This is a genomic window from Micromonospora sp. WMMD1219, from assembly GCF_049315215.1.
Classification (GTDB): domain Bacteria; phylum Actinomycetota; class Actinomycetes; order Mycobacteriales; family Micromonosporaceae; genus Micromonospora; species Micromonospora tulbaghiae.
The window spans coordinates 3,624,206-3,643,240 of sequence record NZ_CP186057.1; the positions used below are offsets into that span (position 1 = coordinate 3,624,206).

Here is a 19,035-nt window from a genome sequence, read left to right on the forward strand (position 1 = left end):
TCACGGGGCGTCCGGTGGGGGCAGCGGCAGGTCCCGGCCGAGCACGCCGAACGGCCGCTCGTCGCCGGGGAAGTGGAAGTGGCGCAGGACGTCGACGAAGCCGAACCGGCGGTACAGCCGCCAGGCCCGGGACTTCTCCTCGTCGGCCTCCGGCGTGGACAGCAGCGTGGTGTCGCCCTCGGCCACGGCGAGCAGCGCGCGCAACTGGCGGGCGCCCAGGCCGTGCCCCTGCGCGGGCGGGCGGACGTGCAACTCGACCACCTCGAACGGGTGGGCCAGCCAGCGCTGCCGGTCCTGCGCGTTCAGCGCCCGGTGCACCTGGTCGTGCCACCACTGCCCGGTGGCGCCCCGGTAGCCGTACCCGAAACCGGCCAGGTGCCCCTCGCTGGTCAGGCTGGCGACGGCGCGGAAGCCGGGCCGGCGGACGTGGGTGGCGATGTAGCCGCGGCGGGCCTCCAGCAGGTCGGGCCGGTAGCCCATCGCCTCGCCGTAGACGGCCACCACGTCGTCCAGCCGCCGGACCAGGTCGTCCGGTGTCCACCGCACCAGCCTCATGCGTACCCTCTCGATGTTTCCGGGTCGCCGTCGGCGGCGGCCCAGCCGAGCACCGTACGGTCGCCGACCACGTCGCCCACCGCGAACCGCGCGAACAGTTCCTCCGCGTACCAGCCCTCGGTGGGGGTGCGGGTGATCGCGGCGCGGTGCTCCGGGGAACGGTACGCGAACGCGACCAGGTCCGCCGGGTCGCGCCACACGCTCACCGTGCCCTGCCAGCCCAGCGGCGCCTCGCCGACGCCGAACCGGGCGAGCAGGCCGGGCGCGGTGTGCAGCTCGGCGGCGACCGGCGGGATCGCGCGCCAGAACGTGGCCGCCCGGCGGGCCCGCAGCCGGGCCCGGGTCAGCGCCAGCACCGGCCCGGTGACCCGCCCGCCCGACGGCGCGCCGAACGGCTCCCGGCCGGACCACCGGCCGCGGCTGGTCAGCGGGCGCAGGTCCACCCGTACCGCGGCGTGGGCGATCCGGGCCCAGGAGCGGGCGACCGGGGAGGCGTCGAAGCCGTCCGCGTCGGCGGGGGAGTCCCAGACCACGAGCGCGGCCCACCGGGTCAGGTCGGCGTCGCCGGGGCCGAAGCCGGTGCCGGTCCCGGTGCCGAGCAGCTTGGCGAAGCGCACGCCCGGCAGCCGGCGCAGCCGTGCCGGGTGGGTGGCCATCCGGGTCGGCACACCGGGTACGGCCCGGCGGGGCACACGCCACACGTGCAGCGTGACGAGTCCGGGGTTCACGCCACCTCGGCCGGGGTGCCGGCGGTGATCCGCAGCAGTTCCGCGTACGTGGTGGGGAACACCGCCCGGGGCACGCCGCCGGCCGCCCACACCTCGTCGTACCCGGCCAGTGCGGTGTCGACGACGGTCCGCAGCGGCGCGGGGTGGCCGACCGGGGCGACGCCGCCGATCACCTGCCCGGTGTGCCGCTTGACGAACTCCGGGGTGGCCCGGCGCAGGTGGGTCACGCCCAGCGTGGCGGCCAGCCCGGCGGTGTCCACCCGGTGCGCGCCGGAGGTGAGCACCAGCAGCGGCGCGTCGTCCGCGTCGAAGATCAGCGAGTTGGCGATGGCGCCGACGGCGACGCCGAGCGCCTCGGCCGCCGCGGCTGCGGTGTGCACCGCCTCGGGCAGTAGCCGGACGAGGCTGGCCTCGCCCGATCCGTTCCGCGCGCCCGCGTCGTCGAGCGCGCGCTGCACCGCCTGCACGTTCGGGTGTGGCTGCATGCACCCATTCTTCCCCCACCCCGGTACGCCCCCGCCGGGGGCCGTCGCCCTCCCGTGCGTCCCCGGCGCGTCACACGTTGCGTTTTCGTCGGTGGGGAGGTGTACTGTCAGGGTAGTTAGAACGAGTGTTCGATTCCGGCTCGAAGTTCGATCGGCCCGAAGTTCGGCTCAGTCCGAACGGCAGCGGCTCAGCTCCCCGGCTGGCCCGGCCTGATCCGAGCCGGTCGCGCACCCGTCGAACGCTCCGGAAGCGGTGTTTCGCGGCACCGGCTTCCGGGAGGTGCGGCACCGCGGGCCGCACCGGGTCTCGGACAGTCGCGAGTCCGGGCCCGTCAGGCAGGTCGTCGCCCGCCGCCCACGACCCCCGGGCGGCGGGCGACGGACCCGCCGGCACGCCGGCCGGGTGTGGGTGTGGGGAAGCGTCCACATCCGGCCGGCCGCCACCTGAAAAGGGTGCGTCTTCCTCCGCACCGACCGTTCCGGGCGACCGGGCGACGTTCCCCGTCGCGCGACCGCCCGCCCGGCCACACGCGGAGGAGAGACCCATGCCGACCAGTCCGGCCCAGGCACCCACGGTGCCCGCGCACGTGCTGCCGCACCGCACCCCCGCCCAGTTGCTCGCGGTGGCCCGCGACGGGCTGGCCGAGGCCGCACGCACCCGCCCCGACGGCCTGCGGTACGCCGCCGCCCACCTCGCGGCGCTGCGCGCCGCCGCCGCCGTGCTCGCCGCCCGGGCCCGCCCCGCACCCACCCGCCGGCACCGGATCACCAGCGTCTGGGTGCTGCTCGCCACCGTCGCCCCCGAGCTGGACGAGTGGGCTGCCTACTTCGCCGCCGGCGCGAGCAAGCGGGCCGCCGCCGAGGCCGGCATCCCCCGCGTGGTCACCGCCCGGGAGGCCGACGACCTGCTGCGCGCCGCCGAGGAGTTCGTGACGGTGGTGGAGACCGCGCTCGGCCTGGCACACCAGCCGGCGCTCGACGGCCTGCCCCGCCCGCTGCGGCTCGGCGCCTCCGACGCCCCGCCCCGGCCCGGAGCAGCCGCCGCCTGATTCGTGGCGCCCGGCCACCACCGGCGGGACCCCGGGTGGCCGGGCGCCGCACCCACGGCACACGCGTGCCGCGCACGACACGATCCACAGCACCATCCACGGGTGAGGCCCGTGGCGAAACACGACGGGGGGTTGGTCCGATGGCGGGCCGCATGGTGGTCGGTTCCGCCGCCCTGGCCGATCTGGTCCGGCCGGCGAGCGCACCCGACCCGGCCGGCGGCCACCGGGTGCTTCCCGTCCGGGCCGAGCTGACCGGGCTGCTGCCCAACCGCGGCCTGCGGCGCGGCAGCACCGTCGCGGTCGGCGCCGGGCAGCCCCGGCGCAGCGGCGCCACCTCGCTGATCCTCGCGCTGCTCGCCGAGGCGTCCCGGGCCGGCTCGTGGTGCGCCGTGGTCGGCGTACCCACCTTCGGGGCCGGCGCGGCGGCCGAGGCGGGCATCGCCCTGGACCGGCTGGCCCTGGTGCCCGACCCCGGGCCGGAGTGGCCCACTGTGGTCGCCGCGCTCATCGACGGGGTCGACGTGGTGGTCACCGCCGTGCCGGCCACCGTCTCCGCCTCGGTCGCCACCCGGCTGGCCGCCCGTGCCCGGCAGCGCGGAAGCGTGCTCGTCCCGTACGGCCGGTGGGACGGCGCGGACGTCACGCTCCAGGTGGTCCGGGGCGTCTGGCAGGGGCTCGGCCCCGGTCGCGGCCGGCTGCGCCGCCGCGAGGTGACCGTCTCGGCCCGGGGCCGGGGCGCCGCCGCCCGTCCCAAGGAGATCAAGGTGTGGCTGCCCGGCGACGAACTGACCCGGGTGATCCCCCGCTCGGCCGGGCTCGGCGCCCCGTCCGCCACGCCGTCGCGCCGGCTGCGCGTGGTCGCCCCACCCGCCCGTACGCTCGCCGCGGCCGGTCCGGCGTGAGCGGCGTACCGCAGCGGACGCTGCTGCTCTGGTGTCCGGACTGGCCGGTCCTCGCCGCCGAGATCGTCGACGGGGTGCCCGCCACCGACCCGGTCGTGGTGCTGCACGCCAACCGGGTGATCGCCTGCTCCGAACGGGCCCGCGCCGAGGGGATCCGGCGCGGGCTGCGCCGCCGCGAGGCGCAGGGGCGCTGCCCGCACCTCACGGTGGTCGACCACGACCCCGGCCGGGACGTGCGCGCGTTCGAACCGGTGGTGGCCGCCGTGGAGGAGGTGGTCGCCGGCGTCGAGGTGATCCGGCCCGGCGCCTGTGCCACGGCGGCCCGGGGGCCGAGCCGCTACCTCGGCGGCGAGGAGGCGGCGGCCGAGCGGATCGTGGAGCACGTCGCGCAGAGCTGCGCGGTGGAGAGCCAGGTCGGCATCGCCGACGGGGTGTTCGCGGCCGGGCTGGCCGCCCGGGAGGGGCGGATCGTGGCCCCCGGCGGCACCCGCGAGTTCCTGGCCGCCCGGCCGGTCGAGGCGCTCGGCCGGCCCGCCCTGGCCGACCTGCTGCGCCGGCTCGGCGTTCGCACCCTCGGCGACTTCGCGGCGCTGCCGGCCGGGGACGTGCTGGCCCGGTTCGGCTTCGACGGGGCGCTGGCGCACCGGCTCGCCGGCGGCCGGGACGACCGCCCGCTCGCGGTCCGGCAGCCACCCGCCGACCTCACCGTCACCGCCGACTACGACGAGCCGATCGACCGGGTCGACGCCGCCGCGTTCGCCGCCCGCACGCTCGCCGAACGGCTGCACGAGCGGCTGGCCGGGTACGGGCTGGCCTGCACCCGCCTCGGCATCGAGGCGGTCACCGCGCACGGCCAGGAGCTGCACCGGGTCTGGCGGCACGACGGCCTGCTCACCGCGGCGGCCATCGCCGACCGGGTCCGCTGGCAGCTCGACGGCTGGCTCTCCGGCAGCAACGGCCGGGGCGGGACGCGTCCGGCCCGCCCCACCGCCGGGATCGTCCGGCTGCGACTGGTGCCCGACGGGGTGCTCGCCCAGGCGGGCCTGCAACCCGGGCTGTGGGGGGAGACCGGTGAGGAGCGGGAGCGGGCGCACCGCGCGCTGAGCCGGGTACAGGGCATCCTCGGCCCCGAGGCGGTGGTCACCGCGGTACTCGGCGGCGGGCGGTCCCCGGCCGACCAGGTGCGCCTGGTGCCGTGGGGCGACGAGCGGGTGCCCGCGCGCCCCGGCCCGCAACCCCTGCCCCCCGCCCCTCCCGCCGCCGTGCCACCGGTCCCGGCCGGTTCGGTGAGCGGGGTCGCGGCGTCGCGCCCGGTCCCGGCCGGTTCGGCTGCAGCTCCGGCGAGCGGCGTGACGCCGTCGCGCCCGGCCGCCGGGGCCGCTCCGGGTGCCGCGTCCGCCCCTGTCGTCGTACCCCCTGAGGGCCGTGCGGGGCGACGGGCCGGCCGGGGCCGGGCGGTGGCCGAGCCGCCGTGGCCGGGACGGATTCCGCCACCGTCACCGGCCGTGGTGCTGCCCACCCCGTTGCCGGCCGACGTGCGCGACGCCGCCGGGGAGCCGGTCGTGGTGAGCGCCCGGCTGGCGGTCAGCGCGGCGCCGGCCCGGCTCACCGTCGGCGCCGGCCGCCCGGCCGAGATCACCGGGTGGGCCGGTCCGTGGCCGGTGGACGAGCGCTGGTGGGCGCCGGCCGAGGCGCGCCGCCGGGCCCGGTTCCAGGTGAGCCTGGCCGACGGTGCCGCCCTGCTGCTCGCGGTCGAGGGCGGGCAGTGGCTGGTGGAGGCGATCTATGACTGAGCGCCGGGGAAGATCTTGGAAGGAAAGCGCCCCTCTGGGGGCCGTTTCGTACCAAGATCTCGGGCTTTCGGGTGCAGGGCGAGGCGGGCGCCGGTGAGCTTCCACAACCCGAAGATGCCGTGGTCCAAGCTGGAGCAGGTGCTCTCCGGGCGGGCCAAGGGCGAGCGGCACCTGCACGTGGTCGACCCGCTCGCGGTCGACGCCGACGGGGGCGACTCACCGGCGTGGAGCCGCAAACGCCAGGAATACCGGCCGCCGGAGCTGGACCGCCCGGACGGCGTGGTGCCGTACGCGGAGCTGCACGCGCACTCCAACTTCAGCTTCCTCGACGGGGCCAGCCACCCGGAGGAACTGGCCGAGGAGGCGGCCCGGCTCGGGCTGACCGCGCTCGCCGTCACCGACCACGACGGCTTCTACGGCGTGGTGCGCTTCGCCGAGGCGGCCCGCGCGCTGCGGCTGCCGACGATCTTCGGCGCGGAACTGTCCCTCGGGCTGCCCGGCCCGCAGAACGGCGAACCCGACCCGCTCGGCCGGCACCTGCTGGTGCTCGCGCACGGCCACGAGGGGTACGCGCGCCTGGCCGCCACCATCTCCCGCGCCCAGCTGCGCGGCGGGGAGAAGGGCCGCCCGGTCTACGGCGAGCTGGAGGAGATCGCCGACGAGCTGCGCGACCACGTGCTGGTGCTCACCGGCTGCCGCAAGGGGCACGTGCCCGCCGCGCTGCTCACCGAGGGCGTCGACGCGGCGGCCCGGGAACTGGACCGGCTCACCGCGCTGTTCGGCGCGGAGACGGTGGCGGTGGAGCTGACCGACCACGGCCACCCGGTCGACGCCGACCGCAACGACGCGCTCGCCGACCTGGCCGCCGCGGCCGGGCTGCCCACCGTCGCCACCAACAACGTGCACTACGCCACCCCGGGACGGCGGCGGCTGGCCACCACCGTCGCCGCGGTACGGGCCCGGCGCAGCCTCGACGAGATCGACGGCTGGCTGCCCGCCGCGGCCACCGCCCACCTGCGCAGCGGCGCGGAGATGGCGGCGCGGTTCGCCGCGTACCCGGGCGCGGTGGCGCGGGCCGCGGAATACGGTGCGGAACTCGCCTTCGACCTCCAGCTCGTGGCGCCGAAGCTGCCGGCGTACCCGGTGCCGCCCGGGCACACCGAGATGAGCTGGCTGCGCCGGCTGACCATGGACGGCGCCCGCGAGCGCTACGGCCCGCCCGAGGCGCACCCGGAGGCGTACGCGCAGCTGGAACACGAGCTGCGGATGATCGAAGACCTCGGGTTCCCCGGCTACTTCCTGGTGGTCTACGACATCGTCGCGTTCTGCCGCGCGCAGGACATCTACTGCCAGGGCCGGGGCTCGGCGGCCAACTCGGCGGTCTGCTACGCGCTGCGCATCACAAACGTGGACGCGGTCCGGCACCGGCTGCTGTTCGAACGGTTCCTCGCCCCGGAGCGCGACGGCCCGCCCGACATCGACGTGGACATCGAGTCCGACCGCCGGGAGGAGGTCATCCAGCACGTCTACGCCCGCTACGGCCGGGAGCACACCGCCCAGGTCGCCAACGTCATCTCGTACCGGCCCCGGTCGGCGGTGCGCGACGTCGCGAAGGCGTTCGGCTTCTCGCCCGGCCAGCAGGACGCCTGGAGCAAGCAGATCGACAGGTGGGGTTCGGTCGCCGCGGTCGACGTGGCGGACATCCCGGAGCAGGTGGTCGCGTACGCCAACGAGCTGCAGACGTTCCCCCGGCACCTGGGCATCCACTCCGGCGGCATGGTGATCTGCGACCGGCCGGTGATCGAGGTGTGCCCGGTGGAGTGGGGCCGGATGCCCGGCCGCAGCGTGCTCCAGTGGGACAAGGACGACTGCGCCGCCGTCGGCCTGGTCAAGTTCGACCTGCTCGGCCTCGGCATGCTGTCGGCGCTGCACTACGGCTACGACCTGATCGGGTCCAGCCTCGACCTGGGCGACATGGACCTGGACGACCCCGAGGTCTACGACATGCTCTGCCGGGCCGACTCGGTGGGCGTGTTCCAGGTGGAGAGCCGCGCCCAGATGGCCACGCTGCCCCGGCTCAAGCCGCGCGAGTTCTACGACCTGGTGGTGGAGGTGGCGCTGATCCGGCCCGGCCCGATCCAGGGCGGCTCGGTGCACCCGTACATCCGGCGCAAGAACGGCCAGGAGCCGGTCACGTACGCGCACCCGCTGATGCGCAACGCGCTGGAGAAGACGCTCGGCGTACCGCTGTTCCAGGAGCAGCTCATGCAGCTCGCCATCGACCTGGCCGGGTTCGACGCGGCCGGCGCCGACCAGCTGCGCCGCGCCATGGGGGCGAAACGCTCGGTGGAGCGGATGGCGCAGATCGCCGACCGGCTCTACGCCGGGATGGCCGAGCGGGGCATCACCGGCGAGCTGGCCGACGACGTGTACCGCAAGCTCACCGCGTTCGCCAGCTACGGCTTCCCGGAGAGCCACGCGATGAGCTTCGCCTACCTGGTGTACGCCAGCTCGTGGCTCAAGCGCTACCACCCGGGCCCGTTCCTGGCCGCGCTGCTCAACGCCCAGCCGATGGGCTTCTACTCGCCGCAGACGCTCGCCGACGACGCCCGCCGGCACGGCGTGGAGGTGCGCCGGCCGGACATCAACGCCAGCGGCGCCAAGGCGGTGCTGGAGTCCACGCCGCAGACCCGGTGGGGCAGCGTGCCGGGCGAGCCGCCGCACGCCTGGGGGCTGGGCGGCCCGGCGGTACGGCTCGGGCTGGGCAGCGTCCGTACCCTCGGCGAGGACGTGGCCGAGCGGATCGAGGCGGAGCGGACCGCGCACGGGCCGTACCGGGACATGCCGGACCTGGCCCGCCGCGTCGGTCTCACCGCCGCGCAGCTGGAGGCGCTGGCCACCGCTGACGCCTTCGCCTGTTTCGGGCTGACCCGGCGGCAGGCCCTCTGGGCCGCCGGCGCGGCGGCCCAGGACCGGCCCGGCCGGCTGCCCGGCACGGTGACCGGCGCGGACCCGCCCACCCTGCCCGGCATGGCCGCGGTGGACCGCCTGGTCGCCGACGTCTGGGCCACCGGCCTGTCCCCGGAGAGCCACCCGGCCCGGTTCATCCGGGACCGGCTCGACGAACTGGGCGCGGTGCCGATTGCCCGGCTCGGCCAGGTGCCGCCCGGGCAGCGGATCCGGGTCGGCGGGATCGTCACCCACCGGCAGCGTCCGGCGACCGCCGGCGGCGTCACGTTCCTCAACCTGGAGGACGAGACCGGGATGCTGAATGTCACTTGCTCCCCGGGGTTGTGGCAGAGATACCGTCGAATCGCCCGCACCAGCGGAGCACTGGTGGTGCGGGGCCGGCTGCAGCGGCATGAGGGCGTCACGAACCTCACCGCGGACCGGCTGGACGCGATCGAGCCCCCCGTCACACCGGCATCCAGGGATTTCCGTTGATGGAGTGATCCACATTACGGTTTCTCCGGGCCGGAGGCGGGAGACTCCCGACGCGGGTGGGCAGAGCGGCCCACCCGGGGTATGGGGGATGAACCGATGACCTTTCACCGCACGTACGCCGGTGGCGTAGCCAACGCCCGACGGACCCGCCTCGGCGCCGACTGGGCGCCCACCCACGAGGCCGAGCCGCGGGAATACCAGGTGACCGACGGCCCGGTGGCCAACGACCAGCGCTCTCGCGCCGAGGACGACCCCGCCGGCGGCGGCGAGTCCTGAACCCGGGCCGGGGGGTGACTAGGCTCGGCGCGTGGAGCAGATCCGAACCCTCACCCCCCGCACCGCCGTCATCTGGTCGGTGCTCCGGGCCGAGCTGGACCGGCGGGCCGGCGAACGACTCTCCGTGCTCGACGTCGGCGGCGGGACCGGCGGCTTCGCCGTCCCGCTCGCCGAGGCCGGTCACCGGGTCACCGTGGTCGACGCCAGCCCCGACGCGCTCGCCGCGCTGACCCGCCGGGCCGCCGAGGCCGGGGTCGCCGATCGGGTACGCGCGACGCAGGGCGACGCCGACGCGCTCACCGGACTCGTCGAACCGGCCACCGTGGACCTGGTGCTCTGCCACTCCGTCCTCGAAGTGGTCGACGACCCGGAACCGGTGATGTCCGCGCTGGTCACCGCGTTGCGCCCGGGTGGCGCGGCGAGCGTGCTCGTCGCCGGCCGGGCCGCCGCCGTGTTCGGCCGGGCGATGAACGGGCAACTGGACGCCGCCGCCGCGCTCGCCGCCGACCCGCGCGGCACCACCGGCGGCCGGGACACGCTGCGCCGCCGCTACGACACCACCGACGCGAGCGCGCTGCTCACCGCCGCCGGCCTCGTCGTGGAGGAGATCCACGGGGTACGGGTGCTCGCCGACCTGCTCCCGGCCGCGGTCGCCGACGGGCAGCAGGCCGCCCTGGTGGAACTGGAGCGCGCCCTGGCGGCCCGGTCCCCGTACCGCGATCTCGCCGCCCAGCTGCACCTGTTCGCCCGCCGCCCGGCATGACCGGCCCGGCCCCCGATCCGGCTCCCGGCCCGCTGGACCGGGTGGCGCCCCGCTACGACGGCGCCGCCCTGACCGACGTGCTGCCCAGCGCGCTGGCGCTGCTCGGCGTGCCGGGCGCGGCCGACCGGCTCGGCCTGGCCCCGCGCCTGACCGGGGTACGCCGGATCGCGGTGCTGCTCGTCGACGGCCTCGGCTGGTACCAGATCCCCACCGCCGCCCCGTACGCCCCGACGCTCGCCGGCCTGGCCGCCACCGTCGGCCGGCCGCTCACCACCGGCTTCCCGTCCACCACGCCGACCAGCCTGGTCAGCCTCGGCACCGGCACCGGGTCCGGCGCGCACGGCGTACTCGGCTTCACGGTCCGGGTGCCCGGCACCGACCGGGTGCTCAACCACGTCGACTGGGCCGGCGACCCGGACCCGGCGAGCTGGCAGCCGGTGCCCACCTGGTACCAGCGGGCCCGTGCCGCCGGGGTCGCCGTGACAGTGGTCAGCCGTCCCGAGTTCGCCGGCAGCGGCCTGACGCTCGCCGCCAACCGGGGCGGCAACTACCGGGGCGCGGCCGGCGTCGACGCGCTCGCCGCCCGGATGCTGGCGGCGCTCGCCGCCGGGGACGGGCCCGCCCTCGTCTCCGGCTACCACCCCGACCTGGACCGGCACGGGCACCTCAGCGGCGTGGACTCCGCGCCCTGGCGGGCCGCCGCCGCCGACGTGGACACGCTGCTGGCCCGGCTCGTCGATGGGCTGCCGCCGGACGCCGCGCTGCTGGTCACCGCCGACCACGGCCAGCTCGACGTGCCCGCCGCGCACCGGATCGACCTGGACACCGACCCCCGCCTGCGGGCCGGGGTACGAGTGGTCGCCGGCGAGCCCCGCGTCCGCTACCTGCACGTCGAGCCGGGTGCCGAGGCCGACCTGACGGCCGCCTGGACCGAGGTGCTGGGCCCGGCCGCGCACGTGCTGACCCGGGCCGAGGCGGTGGCGACCGGCTGGTTCGGGCCGGTGCCCGAGGCACACCTGACCCGGATCGGCGACGTGGTGGTGGTCTGCCGCGACACGTACGCGGTGGTCGCCACCCGCTCCGAACCGCCGATGGCGTCGCGGCTGGTGGCGTACCACGGCGCGGACACCGCCGCCGAGATGACGATCCCGCTGCTGGTGGTCCGCGGCTGACCCCGGTTCGTCCATGCCTCTGCGCTGTCCCCCGGGTCGGCCCGCCTCGTCCGGGGCCGGCGGGCGGTCGCCGTGGGGTTGTCGGACCGGCGGGCTAGCCTGCTGACATGGGCCGTAGCCAGTCGTTGCCCCGAGGCGGTGACCCGCGCTTCGGGCCGGACGCCGACGACACCGGCTGCACCGTCCTGCACGTCGACATGGACGCGTTCTACGCCTCGGTGGAGGTGCGCCGCCGGCCCGAGCTGCGCGGGCGGCCGGTGGTGGTGGGCGGCGTCGGGCCGCGCGGCGTGGTCAGCTCCGCCAGCTACGAGGCCCGGCGGTACGGCGTCCGCAGCGCCATGCCCACCGCCCGCGCCCGCGCGCTCTGCCCCGGGGCGGTCTACCTCCCGCCCGACTTCACCGCCTACACCGAGGCGTCGCGGGCGGTCATGCGGATCTTCCGGGACGTCACGCCCCTGGTCGAGCCGCTCTCACTGGACGAGGCGTTCCTCGACGTGGCGGGCGCCCGCCGGCTGTTCGGCCGGCCCGCCGACATCGCCGCCCTGATCCGCCGCCGGGTCGCCGAGGAACAGCGACTGACCTGCTCGGTCGGCGTGGGGCCGAGCAAGTTCGTGGCCAAGCTCGGCTCCACCCGGGCCAAACCCGACGGCCTGCTCGTGGTCCCGGCCGCCCGGGTGCTGGACTTCCTGCACCCGCTGCCGGTGTCCGCGCTGTGGGGCGTGGGGGAGCGTTCCGCGGACGCGCTGCGCCGCCTCGGCCTGCGTACCGTGCGCGACCTCGCCGAGGCACCGGCGGGCCTGCTGCGCCGGGCGGTGGGCGAGGCGTCCGCCACCCACCTGCACGAGCTGGCGTGGGGGCGTGACCCGCGCGCGGTCACACCCGAGCAGGTGGAGAAGTCGATCGGCGCGGAGGTCACGTTCGACACCGACGTGAGCGACCCGGACGAGATCCGGCGGTCCCTGCTCGCCCTCGCCGACAAGGCCGGCGCTCGGTTGCGGGCGGCCGGACAGGTGGGCCGCACCGTGTCGCTCAAGGTCCGCTTCGCCGACTTCCGGACGGTCAGCCGCTCCCGCACGCTCGCCGTGCCCACCGACACCGCGCGGGAGATGTTCGACACGGCCTGGGCGCTGTGGGGCGCGCTGGCCCCGGGCGAGCCGGTTCGGCTGGTCGGTGTCCGGATGGAAGGTCTCGCCCCCGCCGGGGAGACCCCGCAGCAGCTCACCCTGGGTGCGCCCGAGCGCGGCTGGCGCGAGGCGGAGGCGGCGGCCGACGCCGCGGCTGCCCGATTCGGGCGGTCCGTCATAGGTCCGGCCAGTCTTCTCGGCCGTCGTGATACACGACAAGTCGAAAAACCGGCCCGGCCGTAGGTCGTCCCGCTTTCCGACGCGCGGGGGCCCTCGTAGACTTGCGGGTAAGCAGCCGGTTGGCTGCCACGGTCTGTCGGCCCGACCGGGCCGACCAACGTGACCGGGGAGGAGTGCCGTGCCGCTCTCGGAGCACGAGCAGCGGCTGTTCGAGCAGATCGAGCGGTCGCTTGCCGAGGACCCCAAGTTCGCCTCGGCCGTGCGCGCCAGCGACCCGCGTTTCCACGCGCGGCGTCGCGTGCTCGTCGCTGCCGGCGTGGTCGTCGCTGGTCTGGCCCTGTTGATCTACGGTGCCGTGATCAAGATTCCTGCGGTGGCCGTGGCGGGTTTCGTCGTCATGCTGGCCTCGTTGGGCTACGCGGTGCAGTCGCACCGCCGATCCCAGTCGCCCGACCTGCACGTGGTCGGCGGCACAACGAGCCGGCGTCGTCCCCGTGGCCGCAGTGGCGGTGGCGGTGGTGGTGGCCGTCGGGGCTCCTTCCTCGACCGGATGGAGGACCGCTGGCGGCAGCGCCCGGAGGGCCACCGCTGACCGCGTCCCGCCCCTGAACCGGGGCGGGAAACCGGCGGCGCCTCCGTAGCAGGTCGGCAAGCGCCGCCGGGGCGACCTGCTGCCGGTCGCCGCGGCACACGCGGCGAGGGCGCTCGCTCAGTCGTGCCCGAAATCGAGTTCACCGTCCCGCCGCGGCGGCACAACCCCCCGGTACGCCTCCCGTGGACACCGCCGCGCCTCCGTCAGCACGTTGATGCGCGCCCGGTTCGCACCCCACCCGGGCTGTCACCGTAGAGCTTCCCCGCCTCAACGTGACACACCTGCCCGAGTTGCCCGGCCACCTGCCGTAGCTCAATCGGTCCGCTCCCACGCGATCTTGCACTCCCGGCCCGCGTCGCGCCCCGATGTCTCCCGCGCGATCTTGCACTTTCGGTCCAAGCTGTGCCCCGAATGTCCCGTTCACCCGGGCGCAGACTGCAAGATCGCGGATAACCCGGACGCTGGGCGAACAACGCGCTCACCCACCGCTGCGGCGGCGGGCTGCCCGGCCCGTCCGTCCCCTCAATCACGCGCCGCCCGGCAGGCGGGATTCGCCGCCCGTATCCCGGGCGCCGCCGTAGATCTTGGTACGAAAGCGCCCCTATGGGGGCCCTTTCGTACCAAGATCTCGCGTGCGTCCGGGCGGGGCAGCGGCCCAGAAGCGGTGATCAAGGAGTTTGTGTCGTCAGCGGGGCTGGAACTGGACACAAACTCCTTGATCAACGATGAGAGGGCGGGAGGGGCGGGGCGGGAGGGGCGGGGGCGGAAGGGCAGGAGGGCAGGAGGGCGGGCGGGCGGGGAGGGGGTCAGCGGGCGGGGCGGCCGGCCAGGAGGCGGCGAGGGCTCCAGCGCGTCATCTGCTGCCGGACCTGACCGCTCGTGGTGACCACCCGGGCCGACCGCTCGGCCAGACCGGTACGCCAGCGTTGCAGCACCGACGGGGGCAGCAGCGCGGCCAGCAGCCGGGTACGGCGATCCGCGCCCGCCGCCAGCGCGCCCCGGACCGTGCGCAGCGCCGCCGGCAACCCGGCGTCGGTCAGCGGGTCACGGGCGTACCGGGCGCGTTCCTCGGCGCGGCCGAGCAAGCGTACCCCGGTCGCGGCGTCCCCCCTCTCGGCGAGCGCCTCCCGGGCCAGCCGCTCGGCGGTGGCCCGTGGGGTCTCCGTGGGGTCGACGCGGACGTGGAAGTCGACGAGCGTGTCGAGCAGTTCGTCCCAGGCGGCGTGCGCGTCGGCGCGGGCCGCCTCGGCGTCCACGCCGACCACGACCGGCCGTGTCTCGCCGCGCTGGCCCGGCACCGGCAGCGCGGTGGCCGCGGGCGCGACCGCGCGGACGCGCCGGCGGCGGCGCAGGGCGGAGCGGCGCAGGGCCGGTACGGCGAGCAGCGCCAGCAGCACCAGCACACCGGCCAGCCACCACGGCCAGACCGGGCTCTCCTCGGCGGGGCCGCCCTGGTTCAGCGCCAGGCCCTGGTCGGTGTCCTTGTCGAGCCGGTCCGCCTCGTTCGGCCCGGCCGACGGGCCGGCCGCGTCGGGAGCGCTGGTGCTGCCGGTCGAGGGGGTGGTCTCCTCGGGGGCGTCGATGTCCGGCGCCCACGCCGAGCGGACCGAGCCCGGCACGGCCGCCGCCGGGGTGGCGTCGAACGGCACCCAGCCGATCGCGGGACCGAAGTTGACCTCGGTCCAGGCGTGCAGGTTGCGGTTGGTCAGCACGTACGCGTCGCCGTCGGCCTTGCTGCCGTTGCTGAACCCGACCGCGACCCGGGCCGGGATGCCGGCGGCCCGGACCAGCCAGGCCATGGCCGCGGCGTACTGCTGGCAGTAGCCGACCTTGGTGGCGAGGAAGTCGGTGATGTCCTCCCCGCTGCTGCCGTTGCGGGTGGACAGCGAGTAGGTGAAGCCGTTCTCCACCGAGAAGTAGTCGTAGATCGCCCGGACCTTGTCGTAGTTGTTCGACTTGCCCTTGACCAGCTCCGCGACCAGCTCCTCGACTGCCGGGACGGACGGCCGCTCGGTTTGCTGCCGCATCACCGGGCTGTCCGAGGGCAGGGACGGGGCCGCGCGCAGCGCCGCCGGGCTGAAGGTGGACCGGACGTAGTCGAACGAGTAGCTCTTGCCGCGGGCGTTGTCCCGGTTGGAGAAGACGACCTGCTGGTTCGGGTCGTACAGCCAGTTGCCGTTGAGGTCGTCGGTCTTGGTCGGCTCGGCGTAGACCGGCAGCAACGGCATGTTCAGGTTCTTCGTCACCTCGACGGTGGCGCGGTAGCGCTGCCGGTCGACGCCGCGCGGGGCGTCGTCGCCCGGGTCGGCCAGCGCACGGGCGACCGACCTCCCGGTGGGCACACGTGCCTGGAAGCCGCTGGGCCGCAGGTCGTCGACCACGCCCAGGCGCAGGTAGAACGGGGTCGCCTCGTTGGTGCTGACCTTGACCAGATCGATCACTTCGCTCTGGTTGAGCTGGCCGCTGAGCGCCGCGAACAGGTCGACCCGGCCCGAGCTGCCGCCCTGGCCCGGCCGTCCGTTGCCCTCGCCGGGCCCGGCGCCGACGTTGTTCAGCAGCCCGCCGGTCATCCCGGGCACGGCCAGGGGCAGCGCCACCGCCGCGATCACGCCGACCACGGCGAGCCGCCGGCCGGCCGCGGCCAGCGGGGACGCCTCCCAGACGTCCACGTCGCGTCCCTCGCCGGTGAACCGGCGGCCGAACCGGCGTACCCGGTCGACGTTGTCGGTGACCAGCAGCCAGAGGTAACCGGCGGCGCCCACCACGAACGGGGTGGCCGGGACGCTGTCCACGTACACCGCGACCGGCACCGAGTAGATGGCGAGCATCGGCAGGCCGGCCAGCGCGGGCCGGCGCAGCCCGACCGCGAGCACGTCCACGACCACGGCGACCGCGCCGATGCCGAGGACCGCGAGGAACAGCAGCGAGTCGACGTCCGGCACCTTCACGCCGTACGAGCGCATGTCCTGCAACGACGTCTGGAGCAGGTCGCCGAAGTGCCCGAACGTGGCCGGGGTCGGCACGAACGCGAGCAGTTCGGTGCCACCGGGGAAGACCCACGTCAGGCCCAGGGTCAGCCCGGCCAGCATGGCCAGCACCTGCCCCCACAGCGGCATCCGGCCCAGCCGGCTCAACGCGGCCGAGCCGGCCACCACGGCGACCACGACGGCGGCCTGGATCAGCCAGGTCCAGCGTTCGAAGATCGCCGACAGCGGGGCCGCCGCCAGCAGCGTCGCCGCCGCGGCGACGAAACCGATGTTGCGGTGCGGGGTCACAGGACCATCCTTCCGGTCATCGTCGTCCGCCGGCCACCGTCTCGGCCATGGCCGCCCGCAGCGCGAAGCCCTGCGAGCCCCGCCCGGCCTGCGGCCACAGCATCGGCAGTCGGGTGCCGTGCTCCACCCCGATGACCCGCCAGCCGCTCTGCAGCAGCGCGAGCGCGGCGGCGCCGTGCGCCCGCTCCGCCTCGGTCCGGGCGTTCGCCGGGAGGTTGAGCCAGGTGTTGCTGTCGAGCAGGAACGCCACACAGGTGGCGCCGTTGCCGCGCAGCCCGGCCAGCAGCTCCGCCTCGGCGGTGCCGAGCGTGCCGAGCAGCGCGATGATCAGACCGCCGTCGGCGCGCTGCCGGACCTGCTGCACCAGTGTGGTGATCTCGCCGCGCCGGTCCAGGTGCACGTCGGCGAGGTGGTCGAGCAGCAGTCCCTCGCCGCCGGCCTCGGTGGCCCCGACGTCGGCGCCGTTGCCGGTGACCAGCCGCAGCTTGTAGCCGGCCTCGCGCAGGTGCACGGCGATGCTGGCGGCGGCCGAGACCGCCCACTCGAAGCTGGCCGTGGGGCCCTCGCCCCGGTGCCCGGCGGCGCGGGTGTCGAGCACCACCGTCGCCCGGCTCTCCCACGGCTGCTCCTCGCGGCGCACCATCAGCTCACCGGTGCGGGCGGTGGACTTCCAGTGCACCCGGCGCAGGTCGTCGCCCATCCGGTACTCCCGGGTGGCGGCGTCGTCCTCGCCGTGCACCGCCACCGAGCGGGCCCGGCTGTCGCCGCTGCCGGCGTACTCACCCGGCAGCCGCACCGCGGGCAGCGGGGTGACCTGCGGGATCACCGTGAGGTGGTCGGTGCTGGGGAACGACCGGGTCAGCTCGCACAGCCCGAACGGGTCGGTCAGCCGGATCACCAGCGGCCCCACCTCGTAGCGGCCGCGCACGTCCGCGCGGACCGTGTACGCCACGGAGCTGGCCTGGTGCGCGCCGAGCCGCTCCAGCACCACCCGGGGCCGGCTGCCCAGCGCGTACGGCAGGCGGTCCTCCAGCAGCAGCGTGCCGGTGGGCAGCCGGGACAGGTTCTGCAGCCGCAGCACCACCCGGGAGCTGGCGCCGACCGGCACCCGGTGCGGCTCCAGCGACCGGTTGCAGGCCAGCTTGTACCGGCTGCGCCCGACGTACGCGGCGGCCAGCAGCGGCAGCACGGCGAGCAGGACCGCCACCCGGAGCAGGTCCTTCTCGCCCAGGATGCCGGCGGAGATCGCCGCGGCCACCGCGGCCGCCAGGAAGGAGCGGCCGCGGGTGGTCAGCCCACGCAGGCCGTCACGCACGTCACGGCCTCCGCGGCTCGTACGGCCCGCGGCCGTTGTTGCCGCCGCCGGGCCGGGTGTCGTACGGCGAGCGCTGCCGGTCGTGCGGGAGCGGCAGGCGGTGCACCAGCTCGGAGACGATCGCGTCGGTGGTGCGCCGGGCCAGCTGCGCGTCCGCGGTGGGGATGATCCGGTGCGCCAGCACCGGCACCGCGAGGACCTGGAGGTCGTCCGGCAGGACGTAGTCGCGGCCCTCCAGGGCGGCCACCGCGCGGGCGGTGCGCAGCAGCTGGAGCGTGGCCCGCGGGGACGCGCCGAGCCGCAGGTCGGGCGCCTCCCGGGTGGCGGTGACCAGGTCGATCGCGTACTGCTTGACGGCGTCGGCGACGTGCACCTGCCGGACGTGGCCGATCAGCCGGCGGACGGTGGCCGCGTCGGAGACCGGCCGCAGGCCCGGCAGCGGGTCGGTGGCGCCGTGCCCGTCGAGCATGGCCAGCTCGGCGCGCGGGTCCGGGTAGCCCATCGCGATGCGGGCGGTGAACCGGTCGCGCTGCGCCTCGGGCAGCGGGTAGGTGCCCTCCATCTCGATCGGGTTCTGCGTCGCGATCACCATGAACGGCGTCTGCAACTGGTAGGTGACCCCGTCGACGGTGACCTGCCGCTCCTCCATGCACTCCAGCAGCGCCGACTGGGTCTTCGGCGAGGCCCGGTTGATCTCGTCGCCGACCACCAGGTTGGCGAAGACCGCGCCGGGGCGGAACTCGAAGTCGTGCGTCTCCTGGTTGTAGACGCTGACGCCGGTGACGTCGCTGGGAAGCAGGTCGGGGGTGAACTGGATCCGCCGGACCGAGCAGTCGATGGACCGGGCCATCGCCTTGGCGAGCTTGGTCTTGCCGACGCCGGGCACGTCCTCGATGAGCAGGTGCCCCTCGGCCAGCAGCACCGCCAGGGCGAGCCGGACGGTGGCGGTCTTGCCCTCGATGACCTGCTCGATGTTGGCCACGATGGCCTCGCTGGCGGCGCGGAACTCGTCGTGCGGCAGCAGACCGCCCACCTCGTCCCAGGTCTGTTGTGTCACGGGCCTCCTCCTCGTCGCCTGGACGGCAGCTCTTTATAGAGCACCTGGACCCGCCGTTGGGTTCGCGACGCCGAGCCTCGTCTGCCGCAGAAATCTCATTGGTCTCTCAGGCTAACCATGTTTGTCGTTACTGCCGACTCCCGCAGGTGGTCGGTCGGTTACGCCCGGAATATTCGCCGGACCGGGGGACCGGCCGCCGCGCGTGGAACGGGCGCGCCGCCGCCGAGGGGTGCGAGGTACACTGCCTGCATGGCCGGGTTCTTCCTGCTTCTTACCGAGCCGTGTTGATGCGCTGAACGCGCGACAGCACGGCCGCCCCTCCTGC

Annotated in this window: 15 protein-coding genes; 9 read left to right on the forward strand and 6 right to left on the reverse strand. The window is 75.6% G+C overall.

The features are described from left to right. Genes ACN27C_RS17545 through ACN27C_RS17555 form a run of 3 tightly spaced genes read right to left on the reverse strand, consistent with a single transcriptional unit; the run spans nucleotide 1 to nucleotide 1,768 of the window. Nucleotides 1-555, reverse strand: a complete 555-nt coding sequence (locus tag ACN27C_RS17545; RefSeq protein ID WP_120568805.1) for a GNAT family N-acetyltransferase — start codon at nucleotides 553-555, stop codon at nucleotides 1-3. Then, on the reverse strand, nucleotides 552-1,283 hold the full coding sequence (locus ACN27C_RS17550) for a monooxygenase (protein ID WP_422746819.1): 732 nt from the start codon (nucleotides 1,281-1,283) through the stop codon (nucleotides 552-554). Before ACN27C_RS17550 ends, ACN27C_RS17545 begins: the two co-directional genes overlap by 4 nt. Beyond that, nucleotides 1,280-1,768, reverse strand: coding sequence for a YbaK/EbsC family protein (locus ACN27C_RS17555; protein WP_120568807.1), 489 nt, complete (start codon nucleotides 1,766-1,768; stop codon nucleotides 1,280-1,282). The genes ACN27C_RS17550 and ACN27C_RS17555 overlap by 4 nt, the downstream gene beginning before the upstream one ends. A 545-nt stretch (nucleotides 1,769-2,313) precedes the next feature. Here ACN27C_RS17555 and ACN27C_RS17560 point away from each other — a divergent pair. The 9 genes from ACN27C_RS17560 (at nucleotide 2,314) to ACN27C_RS17600 (ending at nucleotide 13,063) form a co-directional block, all read left to right on the forward strand. Further along, nucleotides 2,314-2,817: an SAV_6107 family HEPN domain-containing protein gene (locus ACN27C_RS17560; RefSeq protein ID WP_422746821.1), complete on the forward strand. Its 504-nt coding sequence runs from the start codon at nucleotides 2,314-2,316 to the stop codon at nucleotides 2,815-2,817. Nucleotides 2,818-2,957: 140 nt separating this feature from the next. Beyond that, entirely contained in the window at nucleotides 2,958-3,719 is a 762-nt protein-coding gene (locus ACN27C_RS17565; protein ID WP_120568809.1) for a hypothetical protein, read from the forward strand. Continuing rightward, nucleotides 3,716-5,512 carry a DNA polymerase Y family protein gene (locus ACN27C_RS17570; RefSeq protein WP_422746824.1) on the forward strand — a complete coding sequence of 599 codons (1,797 nt, stop codon included), beginning with the start codon at nucleotides 3,716-3,718 and terminating at the stop codon, nucleotides 5,510-5,512. The genes ACN27C_RS17565 and ACN27C_RS17570 overlap by 4 nt, the downstream gene beginning before the upstream one ends. A 93-nt stretch (nucleotides 5,513-5,605) precedes the next feature. Next, nucleotides 5,606-8,956: an error-prone DNA polymerase gene (locus ACN27C_RS17575; protein WP_422746826.1), complete on the forward strand. Its 3,351-nt coding sequence runs from the start codon at nucleotides 5,606-5,608 to the stop codon at nucleotides 8,954-8,956. A 96-nt stretch (nucleotides 8,957-9,052) separates the two neighbouring features. Next, nucleotides 9,053-9,232, forward strand: a complete 180-nt coding sequence (locus ACN27C_RS17580; protein ID WP_030500224.1) for a hypothetical protein — start codon at nucleotides 9,053-9,055, stop codon at nucleotides 9,230-9,232. 31 nt (nucleotides 9,233-9,263) lie between these two features. Beyond that, a complete protein-coding gene (locus ACN27C_RS17585; protein WP_252449252.1) occupies nucleotides 9,264-9,995 on the forward strand; it encodes a methyltransferase domain-containing protein in 732 nt (243 codons plus the stop codon). After that, nucleotides 9,992-11,167 (forward strand): alkaline phosphatase family protein, encoded by a 1,176-nt coding sequence (locus tag ACN27C_RS17590; protein WP_422746829.1) that lies wholly within the window; start codon nucleotides 9,992-9,994, stop codon nucleotides 11,165-11,167. The genes ACN27C_RS17585 and ACN27C_RS17590 overlap by 4 nt, the downstream gene beginning before the upstream one ends. A 107-nt stretch (nucleotides 11,168-11,274) precedes the next feature. Continuing rightward, the gene (locus ACN27C_RS17595) at nucleotides 11,275-12,534 is read left to right on the forward strand and encodes a DNA polymerase IV (RefSeq protein ID WP_422746831.1); all 1,260 of its coding nucleotides are present in this window, start codon (nucleotides 11,275-11,277) and stop codon (nucleotides 12,532-12,534) included. 115 nt (nucleotides 12,535-12,649) lie between these two features. Further along, on the forward strand, nucleotides 12,650-13,063 hold the full coding sequence (locus ACN27C_RS17600) for a DUF3040 domain-containing protein (protein WP_120568815.1): 414 nt from the start codon (nucleotides 12,650-12,652) through the stop codon (nucleotides 13,061-13,063). An 806-nt stretch (nucleotides 13,064-13,869) separates the two neighbouring features. On the opposite strand, the gene ACN27C_RS17605 is transcribed toward ACN27C_RS17600, so the two are convergent. Genes ACN27C_RS17605 through ACN27C_RS17615 form a run of 3 tightly spaced genes read right to left on the reverse strand, consistent with a single transcriptional unit; the run spans nucleotide 13,870 to nucleotide 18,710 of the window. Next, on the reverse strand, nucleotides 13,870-16,338 hold the full coding sequence (locus ACN27C_RS17605; protein WP_120568816.1) for a transglutaminase TgpA family protein: 2,469 nt from the start codon (nucleotides 16,336-16,338) through the stop codon (nucleotides 13,870-13,872). 16 nt (nucleotides 16,339-16,354) lie between these two features. Continuing rightward, a complete protein-coding gene (locus ACN27C_RS17610) occupies nucleotides 16,355-17,653 on the reverse strand; it encodes a DUF58 domain-containing protein (RefSeq protein ID WP_120568817.1) in 1,299 nt (432 codons plus the stop codon). A gap of 1 nt (nucleotide 17,654) precedes the next feature. After that, nucleotides 17,655-18,710, reverse strand: coding sequence for an AAA family ATPase (locus tag ACN27C_RS17615; RefSeq protein ID WP_013287615.1), 1,056 nt, complete (start codon nucleotides 18,708-18,710; stop codon nucleotides 17,655-17,657). Nucleotides 18,711-19,035 lie beyond the last annotated feature (325 nt).